The 16414-nt window shown below is 43.5% G+C and carries 15 protein-coding genes and 1 tRNA gene; 10 read left to right on the forward strand and 6 right to left on the reverse strand.

Features of this window, described 5'->3' with window-relative positions:
* Positions 1-281 precede the first annotated feature (281 nt).
* The 8 genes from DWY55_RS12295 (at position 282) to DWY55_RS12330 (ending at position 8807) form a co-directional block, all read left to right on the forward strand.
* A complete protein-coding gene (locus tag DWY55_RS12295; RefSeq protein WP_005795594.1) occupies positions 282-1562 on the forward strand; it encodes a site-specific integrase in 1281 nt (426 codons plus the stop codon).
* Positions 1563-1628: 66 nt separating this feature from the next.
* Positions 1629-2921: a YhcG family protein gene (locus tag DWY55_RS12300; RefSeq protein ID WP_005795596.1), complete on the forward strand. Its 1293-nt coding sequence runs from the start codon at positions 1629-1631 to the stop codon at positions 2919-2921.
* A gap of 10 nt (positions 2922-2931) precedes the next feature.
* The gene (locus DWY55_RS12305; RefSeq protein ID WP_005795598.1) at positions 2932-3951 is read left to right on the forward strand and encodes a hypothetical protein; all 1020 of its coding nucleotides are present in this window, start codon (positions 2932-2934) and stop codon (positions 3949-3951) included.
* 223 nt (positions 3952-4174) lie between these two features.
* Positions 4175-4483: a DUF3853 family protein gene (locus DWY55_RS12310; protein ID WP_007842330.1), complete on the forward strand. Its 309-nt coding sequence runs from the start codon at positions 4175-4177 to the stop codon at positions 4481-4483.
* Positions 4484-4497: 14 nt separating this feature from the next.
* Positions 4498-5574: an AAA family ATPase gene (locus DWY55_RS12315; RefSeq protein ID WP_120178097.1), complete on the forward strand. Its 1077-nt coding sequence runs from the start codon at positions 4498-4500 to the stop codon at positions 5572-5574.
* Positions 5575-5790: 216 nt separating this feature from the next.
* Positions 5791-6750 (forward strand): toprim domain-containing protein, encoded by a 960-nt coding sequence (locus tag DWY55_RS12320; RefSeq protein ID WP_005795604.1) that lies wholly within the window; start codon positions 5791-5793, stop codon positions 6748-6750.
* Between the two features lie 211 nt (positions 6751-6961).
* Positions 6962-8365: a hypothetical protein gene (locus DWY55_RS12325; RefSeq protein WP_004308779.1), complete on the forward strand. Its 1404-nt coding sequence runs from the start codon at positions 6962-6964 to the stop codon at positions 8363-8365.
* Positions 8366-8453: 88 nt separating this feature from the next.
* Positions 8454-8807, forward strand: coding sequence for a nuclear transport factor 2 family protein (locus DWY55_RS12330; RefSeq protein WP_004308780.1), 354 nt, complete (start codon positions 8454-8456; stop codon positions 8805-8807).
* Positions 8808-9091: 284 nt separating this feature from the next.
* On the opposite strand, the gene DWY55_RS22000 is transcribed toward DWY55_RS12330, so the two are convergent.
* The 4 genes from DWY55_RS22000 to DWY55_RS12345 all read right to left on the reverse strand — a co-directional run bounded on the left by DWY55_RS22000 (position 9092) and on the right by DWY55_RS12345 (position 11409).
* On the reverse strand, positions 9092-9244 hold the full coding sequence (locus DWY55_RS22000) for a hypothetical protein (protein WP_005786088.1): 153 nt from the start codon (positions 9242-9244) through the stop codon (positions 9092-9094).
* Between the two features lie 10 nt (positions 9245-9254).
* Entirely contained in the window at positions 9255-9767 is a 513-nt protein-coding gene (gene lnu(AN2) / locus DWY55_RS12335; protein ID WP_004308783.1) for a lincosamide nucleotidyltransferase Lnu(AN2), read from the reverse strand.
* Positions 9768-9791: 24 nt separating this feature from the next.
* Entirely contained in the window at positions 9792-10997 is a 1206-nt protein-coding gene (mef(En2), locus tag DWY55_RS12340; RefSeq protein WP_005786079.1) for a macrolide efflux MFS transporter Mef(En2), read from the reverse strand.
* Positions 10998-11324: 327 nt separating this feature from the next.
* Positions 11325-11409 (reverse strand) — tRNA-Ser (locus tag DWY55_RS12345).
* A gap of 116 nt (positions 11410-11525) precedes the next feature.
* Here DWY55_RS12345 and DWY55_RS12350 point away from each other — a divergent pair.
* Positions 11526-14063, forward strand: coding sequence for an endonuclease MutS2 (locus tag DWY55_RS12350; protein WP_117878472.1), 2538 nt, complete (start codon positions 11526-11528; stop codon positions 14061-14063).
* 56 nt (positions 14064-14119) lie between these two features.
* Positions 14120-15331, forward strand: a complete 1212-nt coding sequence (locus DWY55_RS12355) for an L-serine ammonia-lyase (protein WP_005831694.1) — start codon at positions 14120-14122, stop codon at positions 15329-15331.
* Between the two features lie 82 nt (positions 15332-15413).
* Here DWY55_RS12355 and DWY55_RS12360 read toward each other — a convergent pair whose 3' ends face one another.
* Together DWY55_RS12360 and DWY55_RS12365 are read right to left on the reverse strand one after the other, a co-directional pair.
* Positions 15414-15917 carry a PepSY-like domain-containing protein gene (locus tag DWY55_RS12360; RefSeq protein WP_009038162.1) on the reverse strand — a complete coding sequence of 168 codons (504 nt, stop codon included), beginning with the start codon at positions 15915-15917 and terminating at the stop codon, positions 15414-15416.
* A 36-nt stretch (positions 15918-15953) separates the two neighbouring features.
* Positions 15954-16394 (reverse strand): PepSY-like domain-containing protein, encoded by a 441-nt coding sequence (locus tag DWY55_RS12365; protein ID WP_005831697.1) that lies wholly within the window; start codon positions 16392-16394, stop codon positions 15954-15956.
* Between the last annotated feature and the right edge of the window lie 20 nt (positions 16395-16414).

Genomic DNA, 16414 nt, shown 5'->3' on the forward strand with positions numbered 1-16414 from the left:
TATAACCCGAATTACTGATAGATGTCCGAGAAGAGAAATAAAAAATCCCGTAAAATCAAGGTTTTACGGGATTTGTCATACTTTGAATCCTTTTTGTCTTTGGAGCTCTGCGGAGAGACAGGCTCTCGAACCTACATATTCAAGAAATATCATAAAATTGCAAATCATTAATAATCAAGCACTATTTGGAGTACATAGTAAATCTAAATCTTTCTGAATATCTTTTGCTATTCCAAATATTGGGTGTATATTTGGGTGTAGAATTTCAAACACACCCAATTATGAATATCAAACGAAACATCATTTTTGCATTGGAAAGCCGGAAGAAGAACGGTGTGCCAATCGTGGAGAACGTGCCTATCCGTATGCGTGTCATATACGCAAGTCAGCGCATTGAGTTTACAACGGGTTACCGCATTGATGTAGCCAAGTGGGATGCTGACAAGCAGCGAGTGAAGAACGGGTGTACCAACAAACTAAAGCAAAGTGCATCTGAAATCAATGCCGATCTGCTGAAATACTATACCGAAATTCAAAACGTGTTCAAGGAATTTGAGGTACAGGAAGCCATGCCCACTACCCAACAGCTAAAGGACGCATTCAACCTGCGGATGAAAGATACAAGTGAAGACCAGGAAGACGTAAAGATAAGTTTTTGGGAGGTATTCGATGAATTTGTAAAAGAATGCGGCAACCAGAATAACTGGACTGAATCCACATACGAAAAGTTTGCAGCCGTTAAAAATCACCTCAAGGAGTTCAAGGAAGATTTAACCTTTGAATATTTCAATGAATTCGGACTGAACGAATATGTCAATTTCCTGCGCGACAAAAAGGATATGAGGAACAGTACCATCGGTAAACAAATGGGATTCCTCAAATGGTTCCTGCGGTGGAGCTTCAAGAAAGACTATCACCAGAATATAGCATACGATACGTTCAAACCGAAATTGAAAACCACCCCCAAGAAGGTAATCTTCCTGACATGGGAAGAACTGAACAGACTTAAAGACTATCAGATACCCAAAGACAAACAGTATCTGGAACGTGTCCGGGATGTTTTCCTGTTCTGTTGCTTTACCAGTCTGCGTTATTCAGATGTTCGCAACCTAAAGAGAAGTGATGTCAAGTCCGACCATATAGAAGTCACCACCGTTAAAACGGCAGATAGTCTGAGTATTGAACTGAACAAGTACAGTAAAGCCATACTTGAAAAATACAAGGACATCCATTTTGAAAACCACATGGTATTGCCTGTTATCAGCAATCAGAAAATGAATGATTATCTGAAAGAACTGGGAGAACTGGCAGAAATTAACGAACCTATACGTGAAACCTACTATAAAGGGAATGAGCGCATAGATGAAGTTACCCCGAAATACGCATTGCTCAGTACTCATGCAGGAAGAAGAACATTCATCTGTAATGCGCTGGCTCTAGGTATTCCGGCACAGGTTGTAATGAAATGGACAGGACACAGTGATTATAAAGCCATGAAGCCCTACATTGACATAGCCGATGATATTAAGGCTAATGCAATGAACAAGTTTAACCAACTATAAAAGTATCAGTCTGTTTCACAGATTATCCATTATTAGAGTTATCTTTGTTAAGTAATAGTTAGTAATATGGAAAATAACAACGAACATAATATAAAGAAAGGTCATTTTGATGCCTTTGTCCATGCTGTCGGTTCGGAAATAGAACAGGCACAAGTCCGGCTCATTACCGCAGCCAATGCCCAGATGTTGTTCCATTACTGGAAAATGGGCAATTATATACTGTACCACCAAAACCTGCATGGCTGGGGTGGTAAAATTATCAAGAAGTTGGCACAGGCAATCAGATTCAATTATCCTGAAAAGAAGGGATATTCGGAGCGTAATCTTACTTATATGTGCCAGTTTGCCCGTTTATATCCGTTAAATGTACTTCGTAGTTTTATTGAAACAGATTCAATACTGTCAGTCCCTAATATTCAAAACATTACTAATGAAGTCCTTAAACTCAACAGCGGGCAATTTACGCAGGAGCTTACTGCGCAAATACAATCAGCTGATAATCAATCTTTAGAAATTACGCAGGAGGTTCCTGCGCAATTTCAGAATGTAGAAAAAACAGTAGCAACCATCTATAAAATAAAAATAGAGGATATAGAAGATTTATTCTTGGCGTCACCGATTGCAAGAATAAATTGGGCAAGCCATATGGTCATACTCAATAATCCGCTACCATTAGGTGTAAGGTATTGGTATATGAAACAATCTGTAGAAATGGGTTGGAGCAGTAATGTGCTGAAAATGCAGATTGAAAGTAATCTGTATGACAGACAAATCAAGAGTAACAAGGTAAACAACTTCACTGCCACACTTCCGGCACCTCAAAGCGATCTTGCCAATTATCTGTTAAAAGACCCGTATATCTTTGACTTGGCAGGAGCAAAGGAAAAGGCTGACGAAAGGGATATAGAAGAACAGTTGGTAAAGCATGTAACCCATTACTTGCTGGAAATGGGTAACGGCTTTGCTTTTGTTGCCAGACAAAAACATTTCCAGATTGGGGACAGTGACTTTTTCGCCGACCTGATTCTATATAATATCAAGCTCCACGCCTATGTCGTCGTGGAATTGAAAGCAACGCCATTCAAACCGGAATATGCAGGGCAGTTAAATTTCTATATCAATGTTGTAGATGATAAACTGAGGGGAGAAAATGATAACAAGACCATCGGTCTTTTGCTGTGCAGGGGTAAGGATGAGGTCGTGGCACAATATGCCTTGGCTGGATATGACCAGCCGATAGGTATCAGCGACTATCAATTGAGCAAGGCAGTACCCGAAAATCTGAAATCTGCCCTACCGAGTATAGAAGAAGTGGAAGAAGAACTGACCTTATTCCTTGACAAGGACAAGAACCCATAATATAAAGTATATGGCAGGAAAGATACAGACGATGATTCCCCAATATGGAGAACTTAACAGAATATACAGAGACTATATAGATAATTACGCTTTTTCTTTTGACAGGCAGAAATTCATATCGGATTTCTATCAGGAGTATAATGACATGAAATCCTTTGAAGCCGCTATCCTTGAACTGGTGCTTGACAAGCAAAAAGAGCAATACACCTTGATACTCAACAGTCTGAAAACTGAAATAGAAAAGAGCATACAGGCTTATGAGATACGCCCGTTAAGTGACAGAGCCATAGAACGTGCTTGCTATCAGCACATGGAAAGGTATTCTCAGGAAATTGAAGCCCAGCTGGATGTTACAAGAAGTCTGAGCAAGCCGCTGAATGAAGCCAACAACAGGTATGATTCCATTGGTTACAGGGAGCATACAGCCGAAGAGGAAAAACAGGCAGAGAAAGAATATGAACGCTGCAAGGCTGAATATGACAGGGAAAAAGCCAAACTGAACAAACTCTATGACCAGCAAAAGGCTACAAGAACAGAGGCATTCCAATATATGAAGAACTGTTGTGCGGACATATACCGTCAAAGCTGCCTTTTTCTGGATATATTGAAGAAATACATTCCTGACGGAAAGCAAGAGAATAAATCAAGCGAGCCAATCAGTCAGCAGGAAACGACAGAAGAACAACAGGAATATTTCAGCATGAAATTACTTTCGCTCATTCATGAGGTGTGCAAAGGAGAACAGTTCGAAGAAATTTCCGCACCAGATTTCTATGCCAATATGAATCTTCACCCCTGCAACTGTAAGCTGAAAATAAAACCGAGAGAGAAAATACGTGTATGCTATCTGATATTCCTGATGAGCGAGAAACTCTCCAAACAGGACAGGGACAAATGGAAAGACAGAATACTGAAACTGCTGGATATTGACGACAGCTACTACAAATCCAAGTACAAGGAGCCTGTTTCAGATTTCCCCAGTGACAGCAACCAAAATTTCGCCAAGGAAATGGAACATATATTCAGATAATCCGTGATATATCCTGATACTTTACGAAAGTTCCACTTTTACCACTCAAAATAATTTTTGAGTGGTATTTTTGTTTTCTGATATTCAATAAGATACAATGATATTCAGTTTGTACCGTCCCCATCCTTACCACTCATAACCCTACCTAATTTTGCATCGTTCGAGAACAGAAATAACAGCCAGTGCGCAGGGCTGATTGTTTAACGACTAAATAGATTGGACGATGACAAATATCCAAGAATTATTATCAAAACCCGTCTGGCAAATGACAGGCGAAGAATTCATATTCCTGAGTAAGCACGCTTCAGGTCAGGCCGAAGCATTGCCGCAACCCGTTACAGACACGGAAAAGAAGTATGTGTACGGAATACTCGGTATAGCCAAACTGTTCGGGTGCAGTCTGCCCACTGCCAACCGCATAAAGAAAAGCGGTAAGATAGACAAGGCGATTACCCAGATAGGGCGCAAGATTATAGTTGATGCAGAACTGGCTCTTGAACTTGCCGGAAAGAAAACAGGAGGACGGAAATAATGGGAGGTATGCTTATGGACTATATGAGAGAAATAAAGGAAATATCTGCAGAACAGGCGATAATCCTTTGGCAAGCCTCACGTCTGAGCCTATCGAAAATCTATGAGAAAGCACCTGAGATTTTAAAAGTGCAAGGTTCGGTCATTGGCACACTGGGCAATTTCAGTGCATCCATAGGCAAAGCCAAAAGTAAAAAGACTTTCAATGTGTCGGCTATTGTAGCCGCCTCATTGAAAAACGGTACGGTACTACGGTATGTGGCAGAACTTCCGGAGAACAAAAGGAAAGTCCTTTATGTGGACACGGAACAAAGCCATTATCACTGCCTGAAAGTCATGAAACGTATTTTACGGCTGGCCGGTCTTCCTAATGACAGGGACAATGAACATCTGGAGTTTCTCGCTTTGAGGAAATACACGCCCGAACAGCGCATCAGGATTGTCGAACAGGCTATCTATAATACACCGGACATAGGGCTTGTAATCATAGACGGCATCCGTGATATGGTATATGACATCAACAGTCCGGGAGAATCGACACGCATCATATCCAAGTTGATGCAGTGGACGGATGACAGGCAAATACACATCCATACGATACTCCACCAGAACAAAGGCGATGAAAACGCAAGAGGGCATATCGGTACGGAGCTGAACAACAAGGCGGAAACCGTTCTTCTCGTGGAAAAGGACAAGAGCAACGGGGATATAAGCAATGTTTCGGCCATGCACATACGTGCAATGGATTTCGAGCCTTTCGCTTTCCGTATCAACGACAATGCATTGCCTGAACTCATAGAGGGGTACAGACCCGAAGCGAAGAAACCCGGAAGACCGGAAGAGGAAAAGTTCGACCCTTACAGGCATATTACCGAACAACAGCACCGCATAGCACTAGAAGCGGCTTTCGGACTGAAAGAGGAATACGGCTACAAGGATCTGGAAACCGCCTTAATCAAGTCTTATATGTCAGTAGGTGTAAAACTGAACCATCAAAAGGCGGTATCACTTATCACCATGCTCCGGAACAAACGGATGATAGTACAGGAGAACGGCAGGAAATACACGTTCAAGCCAGACTTTCACTATTAGACCGTCTAACCTGTAATCACTTCACTTTATTCGGCAGGTCTATATATTAAGGATAAAGCGAAGCGATTGCAGAGAATGTAAAACCGCTTCACTTTATTACCGTATCCTATATATACGAAAATAAAGTGAAGTGATTATACAGACCGTACTTCATAAAAAGGTACGGGCGAAAAGAGAAATAAATATTCCAACCATTATTCAAACACTCATCTTATTATGGATATACAAACAGCAAAACAAATCAGGATAGCGGATTTTCTGTACAGTTTGGGACATTCTCCCGTCAAGCAGCAAGGTATCAACCTGTGGTATAAATCCCCGTTACGGGAAGAGACAGAGCCCTCGTTCAAAATAAATACCGAACGCAACCAATGGTATGATTTTGCAATTGGTAAAGGTGGAAATATCATTGCACTGGCACAGGAACTCTACTATTCCGACTATGTACCTTATCTTCTACAGAAAATCGAGGAACAGACTCCGCACATCCGTCCCGTATCTTTCTCTTTTGGCAAGCAGTCATTTTCCGAACCGAGTTTTCAGGAGTTGGACATTGTACAGCTGACTTCTCCTGCCCTGCTTGCCTATCTACAGGAAAGAGGGATAAACACGGCACTGGCGAAAAGAGAATGTAAGGAAGCCCGTTTCACCCACAACGGCAAACGTTATTTCGCCATTGCTTTTCCGAACATATCGGGTGGATATGAAATCCGCAACCGATATTTCAAGGGATGTATCGCACCAAAAGAAATATCCCATATCAGACAGTCAGGAAAGCCAAGGAGTGCATGTTACGTTTTTGAGGGATTTATGGATTACCTTTCCTTTCTGACCTTAAGACTGGAAAGCTGTCCGCAATCACCCGACTTCGACAGACAGGATTACATAGTTCTTAATTCCGTAGCCAATGTTCCCAAGGCACTCTATCCGTTGGGAAGCTATGAGCGCATCCACTGTTTCTTTGACAATGACCGTGCAGGAATGGAAGCAATACAGCAAATCAGAAAGGAGTATGATGCTACCCGGTATATACGTGACGCCTCGCAAATCTACAGTGGATGTAAAGATCTGAACGAATATTTACAGAAACGAATAGCCGATAGGAAAGAGCAAGCGCAATCTGTCAAAAAGAGGAATGATACACTATCCAAGAAACCGAAAGGCTTCCGGTTATAGCCCACTATAACTACACGCTTCGCTTTCGTAGTTGTGGGCTCTCCCGAGGGGATTAGGGCTTTGCCCTAATGACCCACTCAGGGCATTTCACCCCTGAGAACCCCGAGCAAAGAGTGACCCTCTCTTTGCAATCTCCGCTTATGGGTTACCCCTAAGAACCCCTCTGCGAAAGCGAGCAAAGTAAATCAATTGTAAACAAAGGAAAGAAGCTATGGCAACAAAATCAAGCATACATATCAAGCCTTGCAACATCGCATCGAGCGAGGCACACAACCGAAGGACTGCCGAGTATATGCGTAATATCGGGGAGTCCAGAATCTATGTCGTTCCCGAACTTTCCACCGATAACGAACAGTGGATAAATCCCGACTTCGGCACTCCCGAACTGCGAACTCATTATGACAATATCAAGCAAATGGTCAAGGAAAAGACCGGACGTGCCATGCAGGAAAAGGAAAGGGAACGCAAGGGAAAGAATGGAAAGATTATCAAGGTGGCGGGATGCTCACCCATCCGTGAAGGAGTATTGCTTATCAGACCGGACACCACACTGGCTGATGTACGCAAATTCGGTGAAGAGTGCCAAAGACGCTGGGGCATCACTCCGCTACAGATTTTCCTGCATAAAGACGAAGGGCATTGGCTGAACGGTCAGCCGGAAGCAGAAGACAAGGAGAGCTTCCAAGTCGGTAACAGATGGTTCAAACCAAATTATCATGCTCATGTCGTATTCGACTGGATGAACCATGAAACTGGAAAGAGCCGAAAGCTCAATGACGAGGATATGGCAACCATGCAGACCCTTGCTTCCGATATTCTCCTGATGGAACGTGGACAGGCAAAAGCTGTCACAGGTAAAGAGCATCTGGAACGAAATGATTTCATCATTGAGAAGCAGAAAGCCGAACTGCAACGTATAGAGGAAACCAAGCGACACAAGGAACAACAAGTAAGCCTTGCCGAACAGGAACTCAAACAGGTAAAAGCAGAGATACGCACGGACAAACTAAAGAAAACAGCCACCAATGCTGCTACCGCCATAGCAAGCGGTGTAGGTTCTCTTTTCGGAAGCGGTAAGCTGAAAGAACTGGAACATCACATCGAGCAGCTACATCAGGAAATTACCAAACGGGACAAAGCTACTGATGAATTAAAAATTCAGATACAACAAATACAGGAACAGCATAGCAGACAAATTCGTAATCTTCAAAGAATACATAATCAAGAACTTGAAGCCAAAGACAAGGAAATATCACGATTGAGCACCTTGCTTGAAAAAGCCCACAAATGGTTTCCCATGTTCAAAGAGATGTTGAGAATGGAAAAATTATGCGCTGTTATCGGGTTTACCAAAGACATGATAGAAAACCTCTTGACAAAGAAAGAATCCATACAATGTAGTGGCAAAATTTATTCCGAAGAACACAGGTGGAAATTTGACATCAAGAATGATATTTTTAGGGTTGAGAAACATCCGATGGATAGTGGTAAGCTTATGCTGACCATAAACCGACAACCCATAGTACAATGGTTTAAGGAACAATGGGAAAAGTTACAGCAGAATCTACGTAACTCGGTGCAGAGAGAGCAAAAATCCAGAGGATTTAGAATATAGAATAGCCTATTATTAATAAAATCAAGTATCTATGCATCCAAACAGATTGTTTTTATTACAGAATCAAAATCCTAAGAATTTATAAAAAATGAAGCCTAAAGAAGTTTTGGAAAAATGGATAGATTGCTTTAACAAAGCAGATGCTTATCATATAGCAGAGCTGTATGCTACTAATGCAGTAAATCATCAAGTCGCAAACGAACCAATAATTGGTAAAGAATCAATCTACAAAATGTTTGTGAATGAATTTGCCACTGCTAAAATGGTTTGTATGGTGGAAAATATTTTTGAAGATGGCGAATGGGCTATCATGGAATGGAAAGACTCTCTTGGACTTCGTGGATGCGGATTTTTTCATGTAAAAGATAACAAAATCGTCTTTCAAAGAGGGTATTGGGATAAACTTTCATTCTTGAAGCAACACAATCTTCCAATTGAATAAGTACTATCAGAATACGGACTGGGAAATTGAAATACCCAGTCCGAGTTATATAATGAATTTTACTTGTTAAACTATTTAAAGTCAGTTGGATAACAAACCATACCTTTCACATTCTCAGTAGCTCCAGGTATTAATTCAGCCACCATGCAATATTCATGAGAGACTTCGAAAGGAAATTCAATTCCTAAATCGATAGCCTTGCGATAGCCAAATCGAGGATAATACTCTTTATGCCCCAATACGACTGCTGTGCCGTAACCCAAAAGTGCTGCCCTCTGATGGGCTTACTGAATCAACATCCCCCCCCCAATTCCCTTACGCTGGAATTCCGGCAAGACTGCCAATGGAGCTACACTCAGGGATGTGACAGACTGGGTGTCACTATCTATCTTTACTTCTGTAAGTAAGATATACCAGACAATTTGTTTTTCTGTCATTTTCTTGTTCTTATCTAATTGTTAGGCTCATTGTTGTTATACATTGTTTAATTATAGATAAATCGTGAATATCCTTCTCTCTTAAATCGTAGCCCGAATGGAATACTTGTTGCCCTTTTGCAGAAATGCAAGGGATGCTTCTGCCTTCAAAGACTGCTGTTCCAAAATAGTCCGGTTGAAATTCATACCAGCCTCCATCCAAGTCGGCTTGTTTGGAAGTGCCGTCCGCATTCAAGACAAAAGGATGGATATCAATATAGCCTAATTCTTTGCTATACAGTTCCACACGGGTGGGCAACCAATTTGTTTCAATTTGATATCCTCTCTCCTGCAAAAGATCAAGGAGTTGGTCTGTATAATTGGCATCAAAATCAATGTCAATATCTCTATGCAAGCGGGTTTGCTGTCCGTACAAGACATCCACTCCCCAGCCTCCATCCAACCAAAACTGCATGTCCAGGCTTTCCAACAAGTCCAAAACTTGAAATAACTCTGTAATCGTAGTGTGTTCTTTCTTTGTCATATAATAATTCTTTAATAAATAATACTATGCGTAATTATCCAACTGCTTGATTGAAGAAATAAAATTTGCACCCACTCCAATCAGAAAGATAACCCATCCGCTGATCATAAAGACGGATGTGATACCCCATGCTTCCACCCAATATCCTGAAGCTACGATACCCAGCATTGATGGAAAGGTACTCAAACTAAAGATGAGAGAAAAAGTCCGTCCAAGCATGTCCGAAGCCAAGTTCTGCTGAATAATAGCGATGAAAAGCGCATGGTAAATGGAATAGGCTATGCCTCCTGTAAATGTTAGGCAAACAAAACCTATAAATGCGCTTGATGGTAAATAACTGGCGCTAATCAGATACAATCCCAATATCACATAAGCCGTATGCATCACTAATGTTTGCTTGCTTTTCAAAGCCTTACAGGCAAGTACTAAACCGCCCAACAATGCCCCTGAGCCCCAACCCATTTCCACAACTCCCATTTGCAAAATGTTTCCGTTGAAATGCAGAAGCGTCATAAAAGGAAATAACGTAAAAACAGGCATAAGGACAAAAGTCACCAGCGTAAAGCATACGAATAAAGGCAAAATGCCCATTGTACGCCGCAAGGTATGCCAACATTCCGTCAGTTCTTTTTTGAAATCTGGAAGAACTTTCGTTTTTTGAAGAGAAGGAATCTGGACACAAAGTAAGGTCAGACAAGCAGCAACAGCTCCGATCACATCTATGAGCAGAATATACTGTATGGGAAGCCAAACAACGAGGCTTGCCCCTACAACGGGAGCTATCACCTCACTGAAGGATTGAATGGAATGGTACAAACCTGATACCCTGACAAGATGGTGCTTGGGAACCAGTAGAGGGATGCTTGCCTGTAAAGCAGGTGCATGAAACGTACTGCCTATTGAACGACAAGCAGTCAATAGATAAAAAAAAGAAAGGTCTTTATAACCCTTGGTTATCACAATAAAAAGACATAGGGTACAGAACGCGATGAACAAGTCCGAATAAAACATCGTTTTCTTTCGATTCCATCTGTCAACATAGACCCCGGCAAACAAGCCTAATACAAATTGTGGTAAAAATCCAGCTAAAATAGCCAGAGATAAAGCTGTCGGGGATTTAAATTCGTTGCTAATCCAAAAAATAATGGAGAAGCCAACAATCGTACTTGTTAAAATAGATATGAGTTGGCCTATTCCTATCACGGCCAAAGTTGATTTCCAATGATTCATTGTGCTAATATTTCATGCGTTTATAGATAAGTACTTTCGTACATTAAGCAAAACGAAATTCTATCCACACAAAAAACTTGTATTATAATCCACTCCTGACGTTGGAATACAATAACAAATACTTTCAGGACGATGTAAAGTCCTGAAAAATCAAAGTGAATGGATAGATAAATATTAGTCTTTTCTCATCGGATTCTTTTAATATCGCTACTCTTTTATTATGTAGTGGTTGTATTATCTTAAATAAAACAAAAACACCCGACTTTACATTCTTGGGTGCAAAACTGGGTGTTTGTTTTGCAATCTGCTGATTTTCAGCGTTTGTTGCGGAGAGACAGGGATTCGAACCCCGGGTGCCTCGCAGCACAACGGTTTTCAAGACCGCCGCAATCGACCACTCTGCCACCTCTCCTAAAACTTCCTTTTCGAGAAGTGCTTTCCTCTTTAAAGCGGTGCAAAGGTACAAATCATTTTTAATTCTGCAAACTTCCTTTCTCTTTTTTCATGAATTAATAGTACTTTTGCACCATGATATATCCGCAGAACTTTGAACAGAAAATAGGTTTCGACCAAATACGCCAATTGCTGAAAGAAAAATGCCTCAGTACACTTGGCGAAGAACGGGTGATGGACATGGCATTCTCCGACCACTTTGGAGAGGTAGAGGAGCGTTTGGACCAAGTCACTGAATTTGTACGCATACTCCAAGAAGAAGACAACTTCCCGGCACAATACTTTTTTGATGTACGCCCGTCACTGAAACGCATACGTGTGGAAGGCATGTATCTAGATGAACAAGAACTCTTTGACCTACGCCGTTCACTAGAAACCATACGTGATATTGTACGCTTCCTACAGAAAAGCGACGATGATGAGGAAGAGGGCGCTTCCCCCTACCCTTGTCTGAAAAGACTGGCAGGAGACATCACCGTTTTCCCACAGCTCATAGCAAAAATAAACGGCATCCTCTCTCCTTACGGAAAAATCAAGGACAATGCCTCTACAGAGTTGGCACGCATCCGCCGGGAACTGGCAAGTACTATGGGAAGTATCTCCCGCTCACTGAACAGTATTCTACGAAATGCCCAGTCCGAGGGCGTTGTGGACAAAGACGTAACGCCCACCATGCGTGACGGCCGTCTGGTCATTCCCGTTGCACCGGCACTGAAACGGAAAATACGCGGTATTGTACACGACGAGTCGGCCAGTGGTAAAACCGTATTCATCGAGCCTGCCGAAGTAGTGGAAGCCAACAATCGCATACGAGAACTTGAAGGTGACGAACGCAGAGAAATTATCCGCATCCTGACGGACTTCTCCAACCAGCTGCGCCCCTCCATCTCCGACGTACTGCTATCATACGAGTTCCTTGCCGAAATAGACTTCATACGTGCCAAAGCATTGTTTGCCGAGCAAATATCCGGACTCAAACCGGCTCTCGAAAACAAGCAACTACTGGACTGGACAATGGCGGTACACCCACTCTTGCAACTTTCTCTCGCCAAACATGGCAAAAAAGTCGTACCGCTTGACATCGAACTGAATGAAAAGCAACGTATCCTTATTATCTCCGGTCCGAACGCAGGCGGCAAGTCTGTCTGCCTAAAGACAGTAGGCTTATTACAATACATGCTGCAATCCGGACTACTCATCCCGATGCACGAACGCAGTCATACCGGAATATTCAGCAGCATATTCATTGACATCGGTGACGAGCAGTCCATTGAAGATGATTTGAGTACCTACTCCTCCCACCTTACGAACATGAAAATCATGATGAAAAACTGCAATGAACGGAGCCTCATCCTGATTGATGAATTCGGTGGTGGAACAGAACCCCAGATAGGAGGCGCCATCGCCGAAGCCGTATTGAAACGCTTCAACCAAAAACAGACGTTCGGTGTCATCACCACACACTATCAGAATCTGAAACATTTTGCCGAAGACCATGAAGGTGTAGTAAACGGCGCCATGCTCTATGACCGCCATCTGATGCAAGCACTGTTCCAGTTGCAGATAGGCAATCCGGGCAGTTCGTTCGCTGTAGAGATTGCCCGCAAAATAGGTCTGCCGGAAGATGTCATCGCCGATGCCTCGGAAATTGTGGGCAGTGAATACATCAATGCCGATAAGTACCTGCAAGACATTGTGCGCGACAAACGCTATTGGGAAGGCAAACGCCAGACAATACGCCAGCGTGAAAAGCACATGGAAGAGACTATCGAGCGTTATCAAACCGAAATCGAAGATTTGCAGAAATCCCGGAAGGAGATTCTGCGCAAAGCGAAGGAAGAAGTGGAGCAACTGATGCAGGAAGCCAATGCACGCATCGAGAACACCATACGCTCCATCAAAGAAGCCCAAGCAGAAAAAGAAAAAACACGCCAGGCCCGCCAGGAGTTGACGAACTTCCGTGAATCAATGGAAGCGCTTGCCAACAAGGAACTGGAAGAAAAAATCGCCCGCAAAATGGAAAAGCTGAAAGAGAAGCAGAACCGGAAAAAGGAAAAGAAAGCGGGCAAAGGAAAAGAGAACGGACTGTCTGCCCAGGCTTTGGCAGAACAGCAGGCGCGGAAAGAGGCAGAACGCCTTGCAGCCATCACCCCCGGCTGCAACGTCAGAATAAAGGGCCAAACCTCTGTGGGCGAAGTAATGGAAGTGAATGGCAAGAATGCGGTCATCGCGTTCGGCAGCATCAAGACTACCGTAAAGCTGGACAGGCTGGAACGTACCAACGCGCAGCCTAAACAAGCTGATGTGTCCACCAAAAGCACTTTCATCAGCGCCCAGACCCAGGACAGCATGTACGAGAAGAAACTGCATTTCAAACAAGACATTGATGTCCGCGGCATGCGTGGCGACGAAGCCTTGCAAGCCGTTACCTATTTCATTGATGACGCCATCCTTGTCGGCATGTCACGCGTGCGTATCCTTCACGGAACGGGAACAGGCATCCTGCGCATGCTTATCCGTCAATATCTGGAAACTGTTCCCGGAGTGCGCCACTTTGCCGACGAACATATACAGTTCGGCGGAGCAGGCATCACCGTTGTGGACTTGAGTTAATGGATAATTGACAGTTGATAATTGATAGTTAAAGCTAAATCATAAATCTGAAATATATGAAATCAATCAAAGAACTCTACCGTATCGGTACCGGTCCATCCAGCAGCCACACCATGGGACCGCGCAAGGCAGCTCAGATATTCCTGGAAAGGCATCCCGAAGCAGCCGCATTCCAAGTAACCCTATACGGAAGCCTCGCCGCTACCGGCAAGGGACACATGACCAATGTTGCCATCACCGAGACATTGCAACCCGCAGCACCGGTAGAAATAATCTGGGAACCCAAAATATTCCTGCCCTTCCATCCCAACGGCATGAAATTCGTCTCTTTGGACAGCGAAGGCAAGGAGACCGACCAATGGACTGTATTCAGTGTCGGCGGCGGTGCCCTGGCAGAAGAGAATGACGGAGCATCATCCGTAAACACCCCGGATGTATACGAAATGAACAGTATGACCGAAATACTACAATGGTGTGAACGTACCGGAAAAAGTTACTGGGAGTACGTCAAGGAATGCGAGGAAAGCGACATTTGGGATTACCTGCAGGAGGTATGGAAAACCATGCAGGCTGCCGTAAAACGGGGATTGGATAGTGAAGGAGTCTTGCCTGGCCCTCTGAATCTGCGCCGAAAGGCTTCTACCTATTATATACGTGCCAGTGGCTACAAGGCTTCCCTCCAGTCGCGCGGACTGGTATTTGCCTATGCCTTGGCAGTAAGTGAAGAAAATGCGTCAGGTGGGGTCATTGTCACTGCACCTACCTGCGGTTCGTGTGGCATTGTACCGGCAGTGCTCTATCATCTGCAAAAAAGCCGGGAGTTCAGCGACACACGCATACTCCGTGCCCTTGCCACAGCCGGACTGATAGGAAACATCGTGAAGACCAACGCTTCCATTTCGGGAGCGGAAGCCGGATGCCAGGCAGAGGTAGGCGTAGCATGTTCCATGGCATCAGCCGCAGCCAACCAATTGTTTGGAGGCAGTCCGGCACAAATAGAATATGCCGCTGAAATGGGATTGGAGCATCATTTGGGAATGACCTGCGACCCGGTTTGTGGGTTGGTACAAATCCCGTGCATCGAACGTAATGCCTACGCCGCCGCACGTGCCCTGGATGCCAACCTTTACTCCTCCTTCACCGATGGCATGCACCGCGTATCATTCGACAAGGTGGTGGAAGTCATGAAAGAAACCGGAAACGACCTGCCCTCCCTCTACAAAGAAACCAGCGAAGGAGGACTGGCGAAGGATTATAAGCCGATGTAGTTAGAGATTACGGATTAAGGATGAAGGATTAGGGGTGTGCAATCATATTGAACCTTAATCCTTAATCCCTAACCCCTCATCCCTAATCAAGTTTTACCGGCCAATGCGTATCATCCCTATTACCGCTCACATCTTTTGTCTGTAGCAAGCCGCCTTCTTCCGAATAGAACAATTGATACTCTGCATTTCCCTTTTCAACTTCAATGACAAACTGCATAGGCACTACCGGATACTCCAAAAGAACAATCTCCTCTATCTTCCAACCGGCATACTCACTGGCGCTGAAAGAGGTCTGTACTGTTCCCGGAAGATTATTCCAAAGCAATTCGGTTTCCGTCAGTTGCCATTCCGCCTGATTATTGAACCATACATCCTTTTCCTGCCCATCCACTTTACAATCTGCAACGAAATAGCCCCCTTTCTGTTCCCATTCCACATGGATTGCGGAAGGGTATTTGGACTTCAATGCTTGTGACATTGCTTCGGGCACTTTGACATCATCCTTGTCGTCATCATCACTGCATGCACCAAGTGCCAAGGCGGCGATGAACATCATCGCCAACATTTGAATCTTTATTCTCATCATTTCTCTATAAAGTTTAGGTTAATAGTTACTGGAGAATCAATCGTCCATGCTGACGAACTTTCCCTTTTTGTTGAACTTCAAAGAGTAGTCATTACCCAATTCAATTTCCACACCGGTACGTCCGCGTTCGATTTTAGTAATAATCTCTCTCGGGAAGTTAGCCTTCACATACTCCTTTACCGGAACCGGAATCAATGCTTCGGGAACAGCGGACTTCTTGCAATCCACTTCCAACCAATTTCCTTTCTTGTCGAAGTCTATTTCCGTACGGTCTGTCAACAGCACTTCATATTTTTTAGTCTGCAATATTTCACTTTCAATCTTGATGTGTGAAATGTGCGGTTTCGAGAAATACTGGTTGATAAAATTGCGTGCCGTCAGCGGAAGCTGCTTGGTATCCTGAGTGATGACATCACCGGCAAAGGCAAACTGAACAGCTACAAGAGCCAACACAAGAATAGACAATACTTTCTTCATAATCGTTATTTTTTAATGTT

The sequence above is a fragment of the Bacteroides sp. AF25-38AC genome (assembly GCF_003602995.1).
Lineage (GTDB): Bacteria > Bacteroidota > Bacteroidia > Bacteroidales > Bacteroidaceae > Bacteroides > Bacteroides uniformis.